This is a genomic window from Photobacterium satsumensis, from assembly GCF_050336935.1.
Lineage (GTDB): Bacteria > Pseudomonadota > Gammaproteobacteria > Enterobacterales > Vibrionaceae > Photobacterium > Photobacterium satsumensis.
In genome coordinates this window covers 157,036-177,539 of sequence record NZ_JAKJSK010000007.1, presented here as the reverse complement: position 1 = coordinate 177,539, position 20,504 = coordinate 157,036, and the positions used below count along the sequence as shown (strand labels likewise).

The 20,504-nt window shown below is 48.6% G+C and carries 19 protein-coding genes; 11 read left to right on the top strand and 8 right to left on the bottom strand.

Annotated features, from left to right (window positions below):
- Window positions 1-25: 25 nt before the first annotated feature.
- On the bottom strand, window positions 26-925 hold the full coding sequence (locus L4D79_RS12535; protein WP_428651908.1) for a DMT family transporter: 900 nt from the start codon (window positions 923-925) through the stop codon (window positions 26-28).
- 100 nt (window positions 926-1,025) lie between these two features.
- On the opposite strand from L4D79_RS12535, the gene L4D79_RS12530 reads away from it, so the two are divergent.
- The 4 genes from L4D79_RS12530 (at window position 1,026) to L4D79_RS12515 (ending at window position 5,306) form a co-directional block, all read left to right on the top strand.
- A complete protein-coding gene (locus tag L4D79_RS12530; RefSeq protein WP_428651907.1) occupies window positions 1,026-2,474 on the top strand; it encodes an aminotransferase-like domain-containing protein in 1,449 nt (482 codons plus the stop codon).
- A 90-nt stretch (window positions 2,475-2,564) separates the two neighbouring features.
- A complete protein-coding gene (locus tag L4D79_RS12525; RefSeq protein WP_428652590.1) occupies window positions 2,565-3,737 on the top strand; it encodes a PQQ-dependent sugar dehydrogenase in 1,173 nt (390 codons plus the stop codon).
- 190 nt (window positions 3,738-3,927) lie between these two features.
- Window positions 3,928-4,098: a hypothetical protein gene (locus L4D79_RS12520; RefSeq protein WP_428651906.1), complete on the top strand. Its 171-nt coding sequence runs from the start codon at window positions 3,928-3,930 to the stop codon at window positions 4,096-4,098.
- Between the two features lie 2 nt (window positions 4,099-4,100).
- Window positions 4,101-5,306: an MFS transporter gene (locus L4D79_RS12515; protein ID WP_428651905.1), complete on the top strand. Its 1,206-nt coding sequence runs from the start codon at window positions 4,101-4,103 to the stop codon at window positions 5,304-5,306.
- A 99-nt stretch (window positions 5,307-5,405) separates the two neighbouring features.
- On the opposite strand, the gene htpX is transcribed toward L4D79_RS12515, so the two are convergent.
- Together htpX and L4D79_RS12505 are read right to left on the bottom strand one after the other, a co-directional pair.
- Window positions 5,406-6,284 (bottom strand): protease HtpX, encoded by an 879-nt coding sequence (gene htpX / locus L4D79_RS12510; RefSeq protein ID WP_428651904.1) that lies wholly within the window; start codon window positions 6,282-6,284, stop codon window positions 5,406-5,408.
- 247 nt (window positions 6,285-6,531) lie between these two features.
- Window positions 6,532-6,999, bottom strand: a complete 468-nt coding sequence (locus L4D79_RS12505) for a hypothetical protein (protein WP_428651903.1) — start codon at window positions 6,997-6,999, stop codon at window positions 6,532-6,534.
- Between the two features lie 371 nt (window positions 7,000-7,370).
- Between L4D79_RS12505 and L4D79_RS12500 the strand changes: the two genes are divergently transcribed.
- Together L4D79_RS12500 and L4D79_RS12495 are read left to right on the top strand one after the other, a co-directional pair.
- Complete coding sequence (locus tag L4D79_RS12500; protein ID WP_274126094.1) at window positions 7,371-7,529, top strand: hypothetical protein; 159 nt, start codon at window positions 7,371-7,373, stop codon at window positions 7,527-7,529.
- A gap of 154 nt (window positions 7,530-7,683) precedes the next feature.
- Complete coding sequence (locus tag L4D79_RS12495; protein ID WP_428651902.1) at window positions 7,684-8,355, top strand: hypothetical protein; 672 nt, start codon at window positions 7,684-7,686, stop codon at window positions 8,353-8,355.
- A 72-nt stretch (window positions 8,356-8,427) separates the two neighbouring features.
- Here the strand turns inward: L4D79_RS12495 and bioD are convergent, their stop codons facing one another.
- From bioD to bioB, 4 genes are read right to left on the bottom strand one after another with little or no spacing between them, the layout of a single operon-like run.
- Window positions 8,428-9,108 carry a dethiobiotin synthase gene (gene bioD / locus L4D79_RS12490; protein ID WP_428651901.1) on the bottom strand — a complete coding sequence of 227 codons (681 nt, stop codon included), beginning with the start codon at window positions 9,106-9,108 and terminating at the stop codon, window positions 8,428-8,430.
- The gene (gene bioC / locus L4D79_RS12485; protein ID WP_428651900.1) at window positions 9,101-9,925 is read right to left on the bottom strand and encodes a malonyl-ACP O-methyltransferase BioC; all 825 of its coding nucleotides are present in this window, start codon (window positions 9,923-9,925) and stop codon (window positions 9,101-9,103) included. The genes bioD and bioC overlap by 8 nt, the downstream gene beginning before the upstream one ends.
- On the bottom strand, window positions 9,915-11,075 hold the full coding sequence (bioF, locus tag L4D79_RS12480) for an 8-amino-7-oxononanoate synthase (protein WP_428651899.1): 1,161 nt from the start codon (window positions 11,073-11,075) through the stop codon (window positions 9,915-9,917). The genes bioC and bioF overlap by 11 nt, the downstream gene beginning before the upstream one ends.
- Complete coding sequence (gene bioB / locus L4D79_RS12475; protein WP_428651898.1) at window positions 11,062-12,114, bottom strand: biotin synthase BioB; 1,053 nt, start codon at window positions 12,112-12,114, stop codon at window positions 11,062-11,064. The genes bioF and bioB overlap by 14 nt, the downstream gene beginning before the upstream one ends.
- A gap of 140 nt (window positions 12,115-12,254) precedes the next feature.
- On the opposite strand from bioB, the gene bioA reads away from it, so the two are divergent.
- The gene (bioA, locus tag L4D79_RS12470; RefSeq protein ID WP_428651897.1) at window positions 12,255-13,535 is read left to right on the top strand and encodes an adenosylmethionine--8-amino-7-oxononanoate transaminase; all 1,281 of its coding nucleotides are present in this window, start codon (window positions 12,255-12,257) and stop codon (window positions 13,533-13,535) included.
- Between the two features lie 118 nt (window positions 13,536-13,653).
- The gene (locus tag L4D79_RS12465) at window positions 13,654-14,220 is read left to right on the top strand and encodes an LON peptidase substrate-binding domain-containing protein (RefSeq protein ID WP_428651896.1); all 567 of its coding nucleotides are present in this window, start codon (window positions 13,654-13,656) and stop codon (window positions 14,218-14,220) included.
- Window positions 14,221-14,296: 76 nt separating this feature from the next.
- Here L4D79_RS12465 and mlc read toward each other — a convergent pair whose 3' ends face one another.
- A complete protein-coding gene (mlc, locus tag L4D79_RS12460) occupies window positions 14,297-15,511 on the bottom strand; it encodes a sugar metabolism global transcriptional regulator Mlc (RefSeq protein ID WP_428652589.1) in 1,215 nt (404 codons plus the stop codon).
- Window positions 15,512-15,762: 251 nt separating this feature from the next.
- Between mlc and queE the strand changes: the two genes are divergently transcribed.
- From queE to L4D79_RS12445, 3 genes are all read left to right on the top strand, one after another.
- Entirely contained in the window at window positions 15,763-16,443 is a 681-nt protein-coding gene (queE, locus tag L4D79_RS12455; RefSeq protein ID WP_428651895.1) for a 7-carboxy-7-deazaguanine synthase QueE, read from the top strand.
- 173 nt (window positions 16,444-16,616) lie between these two features.
- A complete protein-coding gene (locus L4D79_RS12450; protein WP_428651894.1) occupies window positions 16,617-19,481 on the top strand; it encodes a hydrogenase expression protein HypA in 2,865 nt (954 codons plus the stop codon).
- A 162-nt stretch (window positions 19,482-19,643) separates the two neighbouring features.
- Window positions 19,644-20,459: an AraC family transcriptional regulator gene (locus L4D79_RS12445; protein WP_428651893.1), complete on the top strand. Its 816-nt coding sequence runs from the start codon at window positions 19,644-19,646 to the stop codon at window positions 20,457-20,459.
- Window positions 20,460-20,504: the final 45 nt, after the last annotated feature.

The window sequence follows — 20,504 nt, the reverse complement described above, 5'->3', positions numbered from 1 at the left end:
AGCTCACGCTGGTCTTTTGTTATCCCTATACCCCAGATGATTGCCCCATCAATCTTGGCACCGCTTTGGGCTTTCGGGTAACGAGGAACACGGCAACAGCAGCCAAAACAAACCCAGCGGCACCCAGCTCATTAAAACTTTCACCAAAAATCAACCAAGCTTGGAAAGCGGTCATTGGCGGCACCAGATAAAAAGTCGAGGCGACTTTGGATGACTCACCATGCTTGACCATGTGCAGCAGTAGCAAAATCGCCACCACGGACAACACCAAAACTAACCAACTCAAGGCAAACACAAATGTCGGGGTCCAATTAACCTCCATTGTCTCAGTGGTCAATGCCACCGGCAAAAACAGTAAAGCCGCCGCGCTGTATTGCCACACCGCACTGCCCACCATATCGATCCCCTGGCAGAATTTCTTCTGGTATAAAGTGCCAAAAGTGATTCCTACTAAGGCTAAAAATGTGAAGAGGTAAGCGGCCTCACGGCTACCGTCTTGGTGCCAAGCCATATTGCCTTGCAACACAAGATTGATCCCGATAAAACCAACAGCGAGCCCAATCCATTGCGATACCCGCATCCGCTCTCCGGCACACCCAAACATCACCACGGCAGTCACTATCGGCTGTAACCCGACCAGCAGCGAACACAACCCTGCAGGCATACCAAGACCAATTGCGATATAAGTCCCCCCCAAGTAAAAGCCGTGGATCAGCAATCCTGCGACCATGCAATGAACAATAGCCTTGCCGGTCGGGAGGCGGGATTTGAGAATAACAACCAGCAACAAGAACACGGCAATATTAGCGATCATCCTCATCAGCAAGAATGTCGCAGGCTCGGCATAGGGTAAACCCAACCTTGCACCGATAAAGCCGGAGCTCCAAAGCACAACAAACAAAAATGGGATAAATCGCGTCATCATAGTCCTCTCACTTTCCTTTTCCCTCAATAGCTTTTACTTTATAGGGGTACAAAAAACATAGACAGGGACAGATTGATGTATTTTTTAGGGTACAGATGATATGGATGATGGTCACAGTCAGTTAAAAACCAAATACCACTATGTATATCGGTGGATTGCAGAGCGCATTGATAAGCAGAGCTTTCAACCCGGAGAGCGCCTGCCTTCTATTCGAGAGCTCAGCCAACAGTTGGCAGTGAGCAAAAATACGGTGATCCGCGCCTACCAGCAACTGGAGGCTAACCAGAAAATCACCGCACTGGCTCGCTCTGGCTACCGGGTCGCCGCACCAGCCACGGCTTCAGTCAACAACGAGCCAGTACCGGAACCGGGGTTTGTAGATTTAATGTCCCTGAGCAAGAAAATTATGGGGCTGCCAATTTCTCGAGAGGTGCTGCCGATGGGCTCGGCTCACCCCGATACAGACTTTCCCGCAATCAATAACCTGTATGCTGAGATTGGCCGTCATAGTCGCTATCAGAGCCATATTCCCAGTCACTATCAGCTGCCTCCCGGCAACGATTTGTTACTACAACAATTAGTTGGGATAAATCGAGAGCTTGGAATTACCACCTCCAAACAATCATTGCTGGTGACCCACGGTGCCCAGCAAGCGATCAGCCTAAGCTTGCAGGCGATTACCTCTGCCGGTGATATTGTCTTGGTCGAATCTGCCAGTTACTTTGGTAATTTGATGTTGCTGGAGTCTCTCGGCCTGAGAGTTATTGAAATTCCTGCCAGTCCAGTAACGGGGATCCATCTTGATGCCCTTGAACAAGCCCTCATGGAGTGGTCAGTCAAAGCTATTTTGATCAACCCCAGCTTCAATAACCCTACCGGGTATGTAATGTCGACAGCCGATCGGCTGCGCTTCCTAGCCATGACCAGTGGGATCCCGATCATCGAAGATGATGTCTTTGGTGGACTCGCCTATCAACAACGTCCCCTGCCATTGAAAACCCTTGATCAAGAAAACCGGGTGATCTATTGCAACTCTTTATCGAAAACCTTGGACTCCCGTCTACGTATCGGCTGGGTCATTGCAGGCAAATACCAAACAGTGATTGAAAAACGCTTACTGACAGACAACATGGGCAGCCCCAACCTGATCCACTCTGCCGTTGCCCAGTTCCTTGAAGGGGGGAAATACCGCCAGCATCTAGGAAAGATCCGTCGCAGTTATGCAAAAAAACAAAAGCTATTTTATCAGCAACTAACCCAAGCCTTGGATCAATATCCACAGCTACAGGGGCAGTATCATCTTACTCAACCGATGGGTGGATTCTTATGCTGGCTAACCTTGCCTGAAAATACAGACAGCCAAGCCATCTACCAAGAAACCCTAGAGCAAGGGATCAGTGTACTGCCCGGTAGCATGTTCAGCACAAACAAACGCTATGCGCACTGCCTGCGTTTAAGCTTTGCTAATTTCCGAGAAAACGATACTTGGCAACGAGGCCTAAAGCAGCTGGCAGCGATCATTGCAAAGCAAATCGTCCCAACAGCCTGAAACACCAGAGATCAAACTGCTACACTACTTGTACCGTACTGAATAGAGGAAGGAGCCTTCATGATTTCAGGTCTCAATTTATCTGCCATGATGAACTCTGCGCTCATCACATTGCTATGTATTATCAGCTTAACATCTGCCCCCAAAGTCCTTTCAGCCCCAGTAACCGTGCTTGAGGGTAGCAGCGAGGGAATGCACTACATCGTCGAGCGAATCGCCCAAACCGACAGTGTACCCTGGGGGATGGTATTCACACCCGACAATCAACTGCTGATCACTTACCGTGACGGCACGATTCGCCTCCTAAATCCAGCCAACGGCACGACACAAGATGTTTCAGGGCAACCAACTATCAGACAATACGGCCAAGGCGGATTGTTGGATGTGGCGAGGTTGGATGTGGCAAGGTTAGATAGTTCGAATCTAGCCAGTGACAACAATCGCAAAGCAACATGGTATTACTTTACCTATAGCAAGGCCAAGGACGGACAGGCAGCAACCACCCTTGCCCGTGCCAAACTTAACGGTGCCCAATTAACCCAGTGGCAGGATTTATTAGTTACTCAATCATTCAGCGATGCCTCCCGCCACTTCGGAAGCCGAATCGCCTTTGATAACGAGGGACACGTCTTTTTTTCTATCGGTGACCGAGCACACCGCCCTAACGGGCAAGATATCTCTACCCATGCCGGCAGTATCATAAGGCTCAACCTCGATGGCTCTATCCCCAAAGACAATCCCTTTATCGGTACAACCAACGCATTGCCTGAAATATGGAGCTACGGCCACCGCAACCCACAGGGACTGCAGTTCGATCCGCAAACAAATCGCCTTTGGTCCAACGAACATGGGCCTCGTGGCGGAGATGAAATTAATTTAATCACCGCGGGTGCCAACTATGGTTGGCCTGACGTTTCCCATGGCAAAGAATATTGGGGACCAATTGCGGTGGGTGAATCTACCGAAAAAGAAGGCATCATCTCGCCGCTCAAGGTCTATACCCCTTCCATCGCACCGGGAAGCCTGCTTCTCTATCGAGGCACAGCCTTTCCCAATTGGCAGGGTCACTTATTCAGCGGCGCACTGAAGCTTCGCCATTTAAACCGCGTTAGCGTCACCGACACCGGAAAGCTAGAAAATGAAGAGCGGTTGCTTGAAGAGTTGGATGAGCGAGTCAGGGCCCTGGTGCTGGATCCTCAAGGCTGGCTGTATTTCTCAGCTGATTCTGGTGCGATTTACCGGCTAAGACCTAAAAGCCAATAAGCAGCCCTGTTAACACCTCCAAGCAGAGCAAATTTGCCTTGCAGGAACAATCACATCAGGATCATCCCCCAATGATCAGCAGGGTTATTGCCGCATGCATATTATGCATAATATCTTTGATATTTTCTCATTTGAGTCATAGGTTGAATTCCACTACTATCCCCGCTCTTTTTTGCACGTTGAGGCACTGATGTTTTCACAATCCCTCTCAGCCCAGCTAATGCGCATGGTGCTGCTGCTTGCTCTGACTTTGGTTGGTGTTCATCACTGCCAGCCTTTGTTGGACTCGCTGGCTGAGCATGCCATGAGCGGCGGTTGCCATCAGCAAAACTCAAACGATCACACTTTGACCGGACTATAACAATGAGTATTTTTCGCTTTCCACTACTCGTGTGGATGGGCATTGGAACACTAATTATCAGCCTAGGGATCAGGCAGTCTTTCGGTATCTTCATGATGCCTATTTCTATGCACTTTGATACTGGCCGTGAATTTTTTAGTCTGGCAATCGCAGTACAAAACTTACTGTTCGGTGTATTCCAGCCATTCGTCGGTATGGCGTCCGACCGTTGGGGCCCGCAGAAAGTCATTTGGACAGGTGCTATCGCCTATGGTTTAGGACTATACCTAACCTCAATCGCTGTTGAACCTAACTGGCTGTTTGTTTCTCTGGGGGCTTTAGTCGGCCTTGGCTTAAGTGCGACCAGCTACGTTATCGTATTGGGCGCGGTTGCGCGTGTCGTTCCAGCCGAGCATACCGCGAAAGCCTTTGGCCTAACCACAGCAGCAGGCTCTTTCGGTATGTTTGCGGTGATCCCAGGTGCTCAATACATGCTCAGTGACTTCAACTGGCAAACCGCTCTGCAAGTGTTCGCCATGCTGTGCGCACTCATGATGGCTTTCTCCTATTTTATGAAGACTAACGAGAAATCATCCACTTCGGCAGTTGCACACAGTGAACAAACATTGAAAGAGGCTTTGAAAGAAGCATTCAGCCACCGTGGCTACTGGCTAATTCACATGGGCTTTTTCGTCTGTGGCTTCCACGTGATGTTCATTGCTACCCACCTGCCAAGCTATCTAGCAGATAAAGGGTTACCGGGGACCACTGCCGCCATGGCACTGGCCTATGTGGGGATTTTCAATATCTTCGGTAGCTACTTCTGGGGTGTGATGGGTGACAAGTTCAACAAGCGCTATGTCATGTCTGCCCTGTACATTATGCGTACTTTGGTCATTGCCGGTTTTGTAACCCTACCTGTTACAACAGAAACGGCAGCCTTGTTTGGTGGTGCAATCGGTTTTTGCTGGCTCGGTACCGTGCCACTCACCTCAGGTTTGGTTCGCCAGATCTTTGGCCCACGTTACCTATCCACATTATACGGATTGGTTTTCTTCACCCACCAAGTCGGTAGCTTCCTTGGTGCATGGTTCGGGGGACGAATCTACGATTACTACGGTAGCTATGAGCCAATCTGGTGGTCAACGGTTGTGCTTGCCCTGATTGCCGCGCTGCTGCATATTCCGATCAACGACAAGCCAATTATTCGCCAGGCTGCTGCCGCATAACGGCTATAAATCGTATCTTCAAACAAAAAACCCCCGGTCATAAACCGGGGGCTTTTTTATCATCATTGAAACAGCGTGACTTAGACGCTTTTTCGATGCTTACAGATGCTCACCACGGCGCAGCGCATCAATACGCTTGTCCAATGGTGGGTGTGTCATGAACAGCTCAGAAAGTGATTTCTTGCCGTTAATACCAAACGCCATCATCGAACCTTCAAGCTGAGGCTCGTGGCTCATTTTCAGGCGCTCAAGCGCAGCAATCATCTTCTCTTTACCCACTAGGTGCGCAGAACCCGCATCGGCCTTGAACTCACGATGACGGCTGTACCACATAGTCAGGATGCTCGCCAAGAAACCGAACAGCACTTCCATGATAGAGGAGACAATGAAGTAGGTCATGTAGCTACCGCTACCGCCTTCTTCGTCATTGTTATTCACGCCACTGATAGCGCCAGCCACCAAGCGAGATACAAAGATCACAAAGGTATTCACCACGCCCTGCATTAGGGTCATGGTTACCATGTCACCATTGGAGATGTGGCTGACTTCATGGGCCAATACCGCTTCGGCTTCGTCACGAGTCATGCTATGCAGCAAACCTGTCGAAACAGCAACCAGCGAATCATCACGCTTTGCGCCGGTCGCAAATGCGTTGATATCAGCAGAGTCGTAAACCGCGACCGTTGGCATACCAATGCCAGACTGCTGTGCCTGACGGGCAACCGTTTCCATTAACCAATGCTCTGTCTCATTACGCGGGTGCTCAATCACCATCCCGCCCACAGAGCGCAGCGCCATTGATTTCGACATGAACAGTGAAATCAATGAACCACCAAAACCAAACAAAGCAGCCATTACCAATAGCCCAGAAAGGCTACCCGGTTGCATGCCTGTCACCGCATAAACGACGTTCAAGACAACACTGAAAACCAGCATTACAGCCAGGTTAGTTGCCAAAAACAATGCAATACGCTTCATAAAATACTCTTGCTCCAGAAAAGAAGGTGCTGTTCCCCAGTAACCCCCACAATTGGGGCCACGGAGGCATCATCCATTTGTTATTGATATGTATAGTATGGTCGTTGAAACAGAAAACAAGTGGAAGTGAAAAATTGTTACGTTTCGTTTTTGTTATTAAACAATCAAATACTATTAAACAATCTTTTTTATGATAATAGAAACAGCTTTAATTGGGGCTTAACGTAGTATATGTATCTTACGCTAATCAATCATCGCAACTGATTGCTTCATGTAGCCTACTGACATCAATCGGCGACAGCTTTTCTGCTTGAGCATATCCCCAGACACTGATAAATAGCATAAGGGTAGGCACAATAAAAAATGCTGTCGATTTTACCTTTCCCACCATCCCCCGGCAGATAACGGTTGGCTTAAACACTTTCATCGATTTGGGCGGAAACTGCTTATCTCTCAAGCCTCGTATGCCGATAGGGAGCATCACTAAGCTTGCAAGTAGCCAAGCAGACAATGGAATACCAACAAACGCAATATGCCATAAATGCTCTGCTGCATTGAACCCGTAAAACTCATAACAATGTGGCCGCTCAGAAAACGTATTCATTACAGGTTCCAGCCAACGTTTAACGCTTACTATTACCAATAATCCCAAACAAGCTAGCACAGATACACGCGTGACTTTTTCCCGCAAGGTATACTCCGGCGCATATTCCATTTCAATCTTCCTCTATCACTGCTTTTTACTAAATCATAGGTTCTGCCCATCCTGTATACACCTCATATCACCGCTCCCGCTATTGTGGTCACAGATGGGGAAACACCTTGTGTAATCAATACTGTTTATCTTGGGATATCACTCGAATATCTTTGTTAAGCAATGTGTTAGATAGCGCCGTCACAAAAAGTGGTCCAACCACCACTTACAAAAAATGCGCTGAATGGCAAGCTAACAGCACATATGCAACACAATGAAACTGTAAGACTAGACAGGTTTAGACTTTAGTCTTATTGTATCTAGGACTGAGATATTCTATTGTCGTATTTAGTTAGTGATGATGCATGGTATTCAATTATCAAGGAGGAATGATGGCCGATCATGAAAACTATCAGGTAGCGATTGACATCTTACGCTGTCATCTTGGTCTGTCGGCAGATGAAGCACGAAAAGAGCTAGGGCTAGACGGAAATAACAAAAAGCTTACTGATACTCAAGAAGCGCTTATTGGCCTAACAGGCAATAACTAGGCACTTCTGGATATAACCAGATTTACTAAAAGCCTCTCTGCAAAGAGAGGCTTTTTTATATATAGCGTGATCAAGATCACGATTCAGCCGCTATTCAGCTAGCAAGCATAGACTGTGCCCCCTTCGAGACCATTTTACAGCACGTAGGTACGCTATGCCGTCGACCACAACCTCTGCCTCTCAACCAATGCAGGCAAACTCACTATACCAACCACTACTCAAAAGCGTATCGCTGTTCATTCTGCTGGCGCTATTACTGGCTTTGTCCGCTTTCACCATCCATTTTGATGTCCTTCAGATCCAAAATAATATTGGTGAAAATTCCTGGACGGAATTTTTGCAGGAGAGCTACCTGTTCATCACATTCAGCCTATTTGCTACCGTCGCAGTTCGCCAATCACAACAACGCGGTTTTGCCATTCTGGTTTCTGCATTTTTTGCCGTGATGTTTGTACGTGAAATGGACTCGGTACTGGATCAAATTGTCCACGGCTTCTGGAAGTATCCGGCTTGGCTTATCGCATCGTCGGCTATTGGGTACGCTATCATGAACAGAAAAACAACTGTCGAGCCGTTGATGGACTATATGAAGCACAACAGTTTCAGCTTGATGCTCGGCGCCATGGCGACACTGCTTGTTTTCGCTCGTATCTTTGGTATGGGGGGATTATGGCAAGGGATCATGCAAGAGCATTATGTGCGTGGTGTGAAGAACCTAGCCGAAGAAGGGGTCGAGCTACTTGCCTATACTCTGATCCTGTTTTCCGCAACGTGGTATTGCCTACCGCAACTCAAGCAGGCTCAGGGCAAGCTTTCTGTAAAATAACTCACTCAGCGATCACCCGCGAAAAAAAACCTGCCAAGCGGCAGGTTTTTTTATCAGTATGTTCGCTGTCAGTTATAAGCCAAGCGGTGACAAGTTAATGTAGCTCGACAAGTTGCGCTTTTTGATACCCGGCATATATGGGATTTCACCCAATTTTTTGCCAGGCAGGTTTTCTTCCAGCATACGGATGATATCCGCGTAGTTCTCAGTACCTGGATTAATACGGTTTGCGACCCAGCCAACCACTTCCAAGCCATCATTTTGAATCGCTTCAGCCGTTAGAATGGCATGGCTCAAACAGCCCAGCTTCACCCCAACAACCAAGATAACAGGCAGTTTTTCCTGCTTAACCCAAGTAGACAGGTAGTCATTCCAAGAAACAGGGACACGCCAGCCACCTGCACCTTCTACCAATACCGCCTCAGATTTATGCTTTAGGCTGTCTAGGCCTTGCGACAAAACATCAAATTCAATAACACGCTTTTCCTGCTCAGCGGCCAAATGCGGAGAAATGGCAGCTTCAAAAGCGTATGGGTTAACTTCATCGTACTCTAGCTCAACAACCGAGGCGTCTTGGATATACAAGGCATCTGAATTACGCATACCATTGGCTGTCCGTGCGCTTCCGGATGCGACCGGCTTATAACCCGCCATCTTGATATTCGCGCTAGCTGCAGCATGAAGAATGGCGCGAGAGGCTACAGTTTTACCTACTTCAGTATCTGTACCTGTTACAAAGAAAGCGTTAGTCATTATTAATTACTCCAAAACAGACTTGGTATGTCGCCGGCAGCTGGTTGTCCTCATGTCGAAACTCATCATAAGCGCTCTCTAATGCCTTAAATGTCTTTCGACCGGCCAAGCCTGCTTTTCGCCCCTGATGAATATGTGTTGCCCCTATACCTTTCAAATCTTTCATAAGGTCAACTGCCGAACGGTAATACATGGTGATTGGCTCGAATTCTAGGTCAACCTCTGTACATCCCGCTTGCGCCAGCGCAAGTTTTATGGCCTTTTGCGAAAGAAACTGGTTCACATGTTGATATTGATCAACCTGTTCCCATGCACGCGCAAGCTCGTGCAGTGAGCCTTCGGCCAAGGTCGAAAACACTATTTTTCCTCCCGGCTTTACCACACGGCGTAGCTCACGCAGCGGTACCGACAGGTCATCGCACCACTGCAGGGCCAAGCTAGTAAAGGCAAAATCAAACTGATTGTCCGGTAATGGCAGGCACTCCGCATCACCTTCTACGTAGCTGATTTCCTCACCACAACGTAATTTGGCCTGTTCAAGCATCTGGCTAGACAAGTCTGCCGCACAAACTTGCATACCTCGTTGCTGCAACTGCTGGCTGAAATAACCGGTTCCGCAGCCTAGATCGAGCACTTGGCTACCCGCCACATTGAGAATCGGCAATTTAGCCAACAAGTGATACCCGACCTGGCGCTGAAACGCCGCAGATCGATCATAATGTTTCGCGGCCTTGCCGAACGCATCGGCGATAGCTTGCTTATCGGTAACAATGACATCATCCAGATAAGGGGCTGCGGTGTCTGCATTATTCTTCATGCCATACCTCATTGATAGCCTGTGCCAACAAACGAACGTCTGCTTCTTGGTGGGCTGCGGTCAAGGTTATCCGCAACCTTGCTGCATTAGCGGGAACTGTCGGCGGCCGGATAGCGCTGACCCATAGCCCTCGCTGTCGCAATTTTTCGGCAAGGTTCACTGCCCTCTCGCTACTCCCCACCATTAACGGTTTGATTGGCGTTTGGGTTTCTAGTATCTCGACATCTGGTGATAGGTGTTGTGCCAAGGTTTGTCCAAGCGCGGTGAGTTTTTCACGGCGCCAATCGCCACGCTGAATCATGTCACATGCTTTGGACAGTGCATGAGCCTGAGCGGGTGGCATCGCGGTTGAATAAATAAAGTGGCGGGCAAACTGCACCAGATATTCAGCCATCGCTTTGCTACACAATATGGCGGCTCCTTGCAGACCAAAGGCCTTGCCAAAAGTCACCACTAAAATATCCGGCTTGATGCCTGCGTGATCACAACTGCCGCGGCCAAACTCCCCAAGTACCCCACAACCATGGGCGTCATCAACCACCAGCATGCTATGTGTTTGCTGGCAGACACTTGCGATATCACTGAGTGGCGAGAGATCCCCGTCCATACTAAAGACCCCTTCAGTCACCACTAATTTGGGAGAATCTTCAGGAAGACGAGATAACAAACGCGATAAGGAGGATGGGTCGTTGTGGGCAAAGCGTCTCATGGTTGCCGGTGAGAGCATCCCCGCCTCAATCAGCGATGCATGATTGAGCTTGTCCTGCAGCAAGTGATCACCCTCTTGCAGCAAGGCAAACAATAGCGCTTGGTTGGCACTGAAACCACTGCTGAACAGCAAGGCATGCTCATAGCCTAGCCATTCCGACAGCTGTGCTTGCAGGTGATTATGGGGAGAGTGGAACCCGGTAACCAGTGGACTCGCACCGCTACCGGCACCAAAGCGGGAAAGCCCTTCTTGCCATGCGCTAACCAGCTCAGGTTCTTGTGCTAGGCCAAGATAGTCGTTGCTGGAAAAATTAAGCAACGATTTACCTTCATACTGCACCGACATAGCCTGCCCGCGACTTAAGCAATTCAGCGTGCGGTACAGCCCTTGAGCTTTTCTTTCCTCAAGGGCTGATGCGATCCGTTGGTTAAACCGATGCATCGTAGAACAAATCATCCTTGCTTGGACGTGCTGCGACGCGTTGTGCAACTTGCCCCAACAGCTCTTGTGCCTGCACTTCATCTGGCTTGGCTGCTTGCTCCGCACGGTTTATGCCTAGCTTGGCAAACAACTGCATGTCTTTGTCTTCACCTGGGTTCGGTGTGGTGAGGAGCTTACAGCCGTAGAACACCGAGTTGGCACCCGCCATAAAACACAGCGCCTGCATTTGCTCGTTCATGTCCTCACGGCCCGCAGATAAACGAACAGCCGACTGCGGCATGATGATACGGGCAACCGCGATGATACGAACAAAATCGAACGGGTCAACGTCGTCAACAGACTCTAGCGGAGTGCCTTTTACCTTGACCAGCATGTTGATAGGTACACTTTCTGGGTGGGTCGGTAAATTAGCCAGCTCAACCAATAAGCCCGCTCGGTCACGGGAACTTTCGCCCATACCGATGATCCCGCCGGAGCAAATTTTCATCCCCGCTTCACGGACATAGCTCAAGGTGTCAAGGCGATCCTGGTAAGTACGGGTCGTAATGATGTTGCCGTAGAACTCCGGCGAGGTATCGAGGTTATGGTTATAGTAATCCAAGCCAGCTTCTGCCAGCTCATTGGCTTGATCACCGGTGATCATACCGAGCGTCATACAGGTTTCCAGCCCCATGGATTTCACCCCGCGTACCATATCGAGCAGATAAGGCATATCGCGTTCTTTGGGGTTTTTCCATGCCGCTCCCATGCAGAATCGTGTTGCTCCCGAGGTTCTAGCTTTTTCCGCCGCGTCGAGCACACGTTCCACTTCCAGCAGGCGCTCGCGATCAACATCTGTGCGGTAATGCGCACTTTGTGGACAGTACTTGCAATCTTCAGGGCAAGCGCCCGTTTTAATTGAAAGCAGCGTACTCACTTGTACCTTGTTAGGATCGTGGTACTGGCGATGTACCTGTTGGGCTTCAAACACCAAATCCATAAATGGCTTATCAAATAGCGCTTGAACTTCCTCGACTGTCCAGTCGTGACGTACTTCCACGTGTAATCACCTCTTATTATGTGTCCAGCAAGCCGTTTTTATTGCCACTGGAATTATGCATTCATTGCTTCTTGTTACTTGGCTAGTCTACTTTGAGACGGTAGACTGTCAACCATCAATAAGGAGCAAGGTTTACAACTGTGCAAAAAACAAACAATACGGTCGATTTGGAATTTGACCAACAGCATGTCTGGCACCCATACACGTCAACACTCAACCCACTGCCATGCTATCCAGTTGTTAGTGCCAGCGGGGTATATTTACAACTTGAAGACGGCAGAGAAATTATTGACGGAATGTCATCTTGGTGGTCAACGATCCATGGCTACAACCACCCTGCTCTGACAGAAGCGGCCAAAGCCCAGCTCGACAAGATGTCGCATGTGATGTTTGGTGGCATTACCCACCAGCCTGCTGTTGAACTCTGCCGTAAGCTGGTCAACATCACCCCGGAGCCTCTACAGCATGTTTTTCTGGCCGACTCAGGCTCAGTCGCGGTAGAAGTGTCGCTGAAGATGGCGTTGCAGTACTGGCATGCCAAAGGCGAACGCCGGCCGAAGTTCCTCACCGTCAAGCACGGCTACCACGGTGACACTTTTGCCGCGATGTCAGTCACCGATCCCGACAATTCCATGCACAGCCTGTACAAAGGATTCTTACCGGAGCATATTTTTGCCCAGTCCCCAGAGTGTGGTTTTTTCGAACCCTGGCAAGAATCGGACATCAACGACTTCCGCCACCAGCTAGAGCAACATCAGAATGAGGTTGCCGCGGTGATTATCGAGCCTATCGTTCAAGGTGCGGGCGGGATGCGGATCTATCATCCAACTTTCCTCAAGCGAGTACGCCAGTTGTGCGACGAATACGGGATCTTGCTCATTGCAGATGAAATTGCGACCGGTTTTGGCCGCACAGGAAAATTATTTGCCTGTGAACATGCCGGTATCAGTCCTGATATTATGTGTGTCGGCAAGGCACTGACCGGCGGCTACATGACCCTTTCCGCGACCCTCGCCAGTACTCATGTCGCAAATACGGTATGCAGTGGGGAGGCAGGCTGTTTCATGCACGGCCCGACATTTATGGGTAATCCGCTAGCCTGTGCTGTCGCCAATGCCAGCCTGGATCTTCTCGCCCAAGGCCATTGGCAGGAACAGGTAAAAACAATTGAAAAACAACTATCTGAGTCACTGCCTGAGATAGAAAAACTGGACAAGGTCAAAGCCGTTCGCTGGCTGGGAGCTATCGGTGTTGTCGAGTTGTATGAGCCAGTCGATATGGCCAAAATTCAGGAAACATTTGTAGACAGTGGCGTCTGGATTCGCCCTTTTGGCACACTTGTCTACATAATGCCTCCATTTATCATTAATCAACAACAACTTAGCCAACTCACTTCGGCTATCAAGTTAGCACTTAAGTAGTATCGAAAAGCAGACAACATCTAATGATGGTCTGCTTATACTTTTCCTGAACGTTATAGCAATCCCAACTTATGGTTAGCTCGTATTTATAATGAATAACGTCAGTAAGGCTAGAACTATGCAATTACCACTATTTCCGTTACAGATATACCTACTACCTGGTGGGATAAGTAAACTGAGGATCTTCGAACCTCGCTATACCCGGTTAGTCAAGCTGGCTATGGGTGACGGCAACGGTTTCGGCCTCTGTATGAAAGATGAAACGACACTCTGCCACTTTGGAACCCGAGCAATCATTACGGATTTCGAACAACTCCCCGATGGTCTGCTTGGTATAACCATCAGAGGGGTTGAAAAGTTTTTAATTAATAAACATTGGCAGGAGGAAGATGGTTTACGGTTTGGTGATGTCACACCGATGAGCAACTGGACACCAAGCCAGATCAAGTTTGTCGATCGGGATATTTCAAATAGCTTAAAAGCACTATTTGAAGAATACCCTGAACATGCAGAAAACTATCCTCTACCCGATTACAATGACATGACTTGGGTGTGCCAGCGCTGGCTCGAATTGTTGCCTCTGGAAACCAACCAGAAGCAATGGTTTATGAGTCGCAATGACCACCGTGCAGCACTTTCATTTCTGCACAATGTCATTGACGATCAACTAAAAAGAGAATGCTAGGCAAATAACAATATGCAAGCACATGTCTGTGGATGTGAATTTTTACAAAGACATGATGACTTCGCGTCGAAGCCAATTAACCTTCAATCAACTTCATCAGCAAGTGACCATCATACATCGCCTGTTTGACTAAGGCCGCGCCTGGCATTGTCGCCTGGGTATAAAACGAGCTTTGTTCGATAACCAAATCACGATTGTAAACCGGTAATGACTGGTTGCGGACACACTCCATGATCGCCGGATACAGAATGTCTTTTGCCCGGTTGAATTCACCGCCGAGGAGGATCTTCTCTGGATTAAACAAATTCACCATAATCGCAATGGCCTGCCCCAAATGATGTCCCAATTCAACAATCACCTGCCTAGCCAAGGTATCTCCTGCCATCGCAGCATCACAGATACGTTCAATGGTCAGGGTCTTGCCGTGCAGCGATGAAGGATGGCCCTCTCGCAAACGCTGTTCGACTTGCTCGATAACAGCCTTCAGGCTCGCCACGGTTTCCAAGCAACCATGGTTACCGCAGAAACAGCGTTTACCGTAAGGTTTAATTTGAATATGGCCAAGCTCGCCGACATTACCGATCCGTCCCTGCAATACCACATTATCAAGTACGATCCCAGCACCGACACCGTGATGGATAGAAACCAAAATGGAATTGGCAACATCACGCGAATTACCAAATAACTTCTCAGCCAGCGCCCACGAGCGGGTGTCATTACCGATAAATACCGGTAACCCTGTTGCTTGATGTATCGCCGGCCCGAGTTCAAGGTTATGAACATCATAATGCGGCATCTGAATAATCGTACCAGTCGCAGAATTCACCAGTCCCGGCAAGGTCACCGCGATAGCAGTAATGCGATCGAGTTCACTCACATGGTTGGCGAAAAAGGTATGGATTTCAGCGATAAGCTTTTTCATTACTTCATCTTGGTGAAGTACGTCAATATCCTGCCGCTCTTCAACCAGAATATCTCCGCCAAGTTCATGCAAAGCAATCGTTAGATAGCCCCGCCCTAAACGGATAGACATGAACTGCCAACCTTCATTGGACGGCACCAAACCGACAGCAGGCCGACCTCGGCTGGACGACTCCTGAATCGCCGTTTCCTTGATCAGGTGAGCTTCAATCAACTCACGGGTAATCTTGGTTATACTCGCAGGAGCTAACTGGCTGCGTTTGGAAAGCTCGATGCGGGAGATTGGGCCAAACAAGTCAATAAGCTTGTAAACGCTGCCGGCATTATTTCTTTTGATGTGGTCGATATGACCTGGCTGAGCGACATACATGCCTAAACTCCCGAAAAAATCTGTCATTATTTAATACACATTGAATTTTTTTACTTTGCGAAGTAATTGTGAAGTCTATTATGTTAAGTCCGTGACAACGGTCACGACGAAATATGAAAAACCCCGCAATTTTTGCCCTAGCTCTCATTCTACCGCAAAAAGATTGCCTTTTTTTTAACAACGAAAATTAACCTATTTAAAGACAGCCAGCTGCAATTTTGCGATAATCGCCGGTCGCGAAAATCCCCACCATGAGGTTAACGGTGTACAAAATTAACGAAGTCTTTGAAACTATCCAAGGCGAAGGCGTATTTACCGGTGTGCCAGCCATTTTTGTCAGGCTCCAGATCTGCCCTGTCGGCTGTGCCTGGTGTGACACCAAACAAACTTGGAGCGCCGAACCTCAAGATCACGGCTCGGTCGCCGACGTCATGGCTAAGACCGGTGATTCACCTCTTTGGACTGAGCTAGATGCTCAAGGCATCGTTAATTTGCTCATAGAGCAACAGTACACCGCCAAACATGTGGTTATCACCGGTGGTGAGCCTTGTATCTATGACTTGCTCCCATTGACCACCGCATTGGAGCAAGCTGGCTTCCGTTGCCAAATTGAGACCAGCGGCACATCAGAGGTACAGGCTACGGAAAATACTTGGGTCACCGTGTCTCCAAAGATAAACATGAAAGCCAAGCTACCAGTGCTTAAAAGTGCGCTTGAACGAGCCGATGAGATCAAGCATCCGGTCGGCACCCAAAAAGATATCGAGCAACTTGATGACCTACTTGCCGGCAAGCAACTCAAAACCGGTGTTGAAATCGCACTGCAGCCAATTAGCCAGAAGCCAAGAGCGACTGAGCTGTGTATCGATACCTGTATCAAACGTAACTGGCGCCTTTCGATCCAAACCCACAAATACTTGGCTATTGCCTAACTAGCCCGCAAATATCTCGCATTTCAGCTCCTCGAGCGGCGGTCTTATTTTTAGGACTTCCGCTCTATATCCGAGACCCATCTCCTTTCTTAACTTTGCACCTTTTTGTCCTATCTATACTCAGCAGAAAACAAATACCAATAAAAGATTCATGACCTATTGGGGAATTTATTATGCGCAGTTACATGGGATATACCCTGCTGTTTATCAGCAGCCTGCTGCTCTCTGCCTGTGGAGGCGGTAGCGACAGCCCCGCCCCTGTCGCGGGCACACCGGTACCAGTATCAACAACTTTTACGGTGTCTGTTGATGCTCCCGACGGTATGATTCTTGCCAACCAGCAAGCCTTCTCTTTGATCCAGCCAGCTTATGCCAATGCCGTAAAAGAACTTACAGAACAAAACTTTGCTGCTGTATGGCTAGATGACAAGGGAAAAGTATTCGACTCTATCGAAATCACCCGGCTCGAAGCAAAAGGGGACGGGATCTATGAACTGGATGCCGGTACCCGAGCGAGAATCAATGCCGTGTTATTGGTTGATCTCGACGGTGTCCCTGAGTTTACTCTCGGAGAAAGCTTACCTACAGGTCTATTTATGACCCCACTGGCCGCCGAACGGTTAGCCATATCGCTCGAATCATCTTTGACTTATTTTGCCCTTGCCCAGCGCGTCGCCGCCGATGAAAACTGGGGGGTCTTCAACGATGTGTTTGAATCCGGTGCCCAGGGGGCTGTTGCTCTCGCGCTTGAAGACATTAACAAGATTTCCATCGATATCCGTGACACCCTCTTCCCTAAGATCGGCGTTCAGGGGCTGACACTCAAAGATCTGATGAGCCTCACCATAGTACAAACCATGACTGAAGGTAGGCTAGAACGCTTCTTTACTGAGCAATCAGCAACGTTAGCCAACATACTTGCAATCCTAAATGATGGCTACTGGGAGATCAGTGCTTCTGAGGGTAACGATGGCAAAGGCATTTTTACTGACAGAACATCCTATGACGGCAGCGAAACCACCATCACTGAATTCAGTTGGGATAAAAGTGGTAGTGAAGATATCACTCTCTCCGAGGCGTTTACTTACCTCAGTAATTCAACCAGCTTTGGCACCGAGGATATCCGCTCGCAAGTGTTGACCAATCAAGGCTGGATTGGCCTGTTTGAGTACCTCAAAGTGCAATTTTCTACCGACCGCAACGCTCTGCTGACAGATGCTGCACTGAGTACCTCTGTTGAGAAAGGTATTACTCTCGAAGCCAAGGTCTATGGGTTGTCAGGCAAAAAAATGCATGATTTCCTATCGAGCAAGGACAATCATTACCTGACCCGATATATCCCTGAGGACACCACTTTTTCAGACGGCTCATCAGGCTTTTTCTTCACTTGGCGCCCAGAAAGTGAAACTTATTTACTGTGCGATAATACCAATGATCAGGACACCTGCCGCGCCTATCCAATCCTGACCCCTGATGCTGGCTTTACTTCTCTCGAAGATATCAAGACACCATTATTCAATGTAGGAATTACTATCGATCAAGTCAACGGCTTCAAACTGAGCGATAATATCGTCGCTGAATTCATCGGTGATGATTTCTTTACTGTCCGCTACTGGAGCCGTATCGCAGCCAACGAATGGACTATCCAAGACACAGGAGTCTGGGCGCCCACTACAGTATCAGGCAAGCCGGTGATCCGATTCGATATACCGGATATCATCAAGCAACTCGCCGACGACTACCCATACAATGGCCGTCACCTATTTCTTATTGAGGACAGAGGGTTTGTCAACATCGGTGAAGTCCTGCTAGAGCTGGCAGAATTCAACTTTTCCGGATTCGATAATGATGCCAAGGCACAGATTTTCTCAGCGGCAACCCGTGATAACTTGCCACCATTCGATGAGTGTGGATTCGGTAACACCAGTTTGGCCAATGAAGGTTTATTCCTTAACGCGGTAACTGAATGTGGCGGTGATGAGCGATTCACTACCCAAACGGTCAACGATTTAGTGGATAAGACCTTGGTACAGATCAACGAGGAGGGTGAAATCACCGCCCATATCCTGCGTAATGACAACAGCTGGGATCACTACCGCAATACTCTCGAAGAAACAGGCTCCCGCAATTGGTCTCTGACTGAAGAGGGTTACATGAAACTGGTGGGTGACACCAACCTCGAAGACGAATTCGACTTCTGGGCACTGACCAATTACGAATATCAGAGAAACCTACTTGCTATCAAAGTGTTCAGCCAGCAAGGACAACAAGCACAGATTTCCAGTTTGATGGCCCGTGCATATGAGCCAGATACATTGTCTGCATGCATTGATAGCGACTCAGGCTGGGACCAAGCCACGACCACGCCAGTGGTCAAAGAAAGCCTCACCAACTACAACGATCAAGTCCAGTTGTGCAAGCAAGTTTGGTTTGGCCGCAATCCGGTATTTACTGAAGGACTGCTCGTTGGACAAACAGGCAATACTAGTGATGATAAAGCCCTGACATTCGCCAGTGACAGTTCACGCTACCTAAAATTGAGCGATAATTTTGAGGGTGAATACTTCTTGGGCAGCTATGTCGACGAAGACGGCTGTGGCTTCAACTTCGATATTCGTTGGAAAATTGAGGAAGATGGCACCCTATACTATGAAGCTATTGACGGGTCGATGAACGAGCGGATCCAACTCACCGATACCGATGGCTTGAAGCTGGCTATCAAAGCCTTCAACCACCAGAGCCGTTGGCAAACTGATGAGGCCCTTCTATATGGCAGTGATGAAGGCGAGATCTGGAGTGACATCGTAACCTTGATTGACGCCAACCTGGTACCGAATGTGGTACCAGTAGAGCCGCCACCTCCGGTTGAAGAAGAGACACCACCTGAAGGTGAAACGCCACCGGCAGAAGGTGAAACCCCGCCAGCTGAGGAAGAGCCACCAGCAGAAGAAGAACCTGCAGGTCCTCCGGGTGGTACGATCCTCAACGACGGCCAGACATGTGCCTACCTCGAAGTGCCTGAAGAGCCCGCTCCGTAATTGCACCGATATGATAAAGAAGCCCGGGAAACCGGGCTTTTTGCATCGACTAACCCCGCCCAGAATGCTATCCCCCTTCACTCAAACCAAGAAACTTTAAACCCAAATGGATTAGAATATCGAAAAGAGAGCAAATCGATGAGTCAATGAAAGGCAGTGTAAATGATCACTTGGAAACAACCTCTAAAAGGCTATGAATGGCTGATCCACCAGATCTGGTATCTGGAGGTGGAACAAGGTGACACCATTGAACAACTGCCACAGCTCATACCAAATCCTAGGGCGCATCTTCTCTTTACTCCAAGGGATCAGAGCTATAGCTATCAGGGCAGTAGTGAACATATTTCAGGCCAAGGCAGTCACTTACTTGCAGCCAGTGATCAACTGCTTACCCTTGTCGACACCGCGCCACTTAAGCGAATCGGTATTACCTTTCGGCCTGAAGGGCTCTATCTATTGAACAAGGCCAGCGAAGGGCTGGTCAATCAGTGTGGCTGGTTTGACTGGCTGACACCCATGTTTGATAGCCAGTTTCAAGATGCCTTATGGCAGTGCCGGTCTAAGAAAAACATTATCGGTTGTATTAACCGCCAAATTGACGCATTGAGTTTGGCTTCCAATATCGATAAGCCATTCTCCATATCGCAAAAAGCGATTGCGGCCATGGAACAGCACACCTTGGATATTAATGCCCTGGCAGAGCAATGCGCTTGCTCTAGACGTACACTGGAGCGTAGCTTTCGCCAAGTCACGGGGTTAAGTATCAAGAAGTACCAGCTGATGATGAAACTGGAACAAATGATTTTAGCTCTCTACAGTCAACCCGGAGACATCGATTGGGCGGCATTTTCTCAGCAGTTTGGCTTTAGCGACCAGTCGCATTTGATTCGACAGCTCAAGCAGCAACTCAAACGTACACCTTCCCACTACCTGGAAAAACGGGATTTGACTATCGACATCTACGGTGATTTTGAATAACTCACAGCCTTTTATTTTCCTTTTGTCGCAAAAGTCCAATTGCGA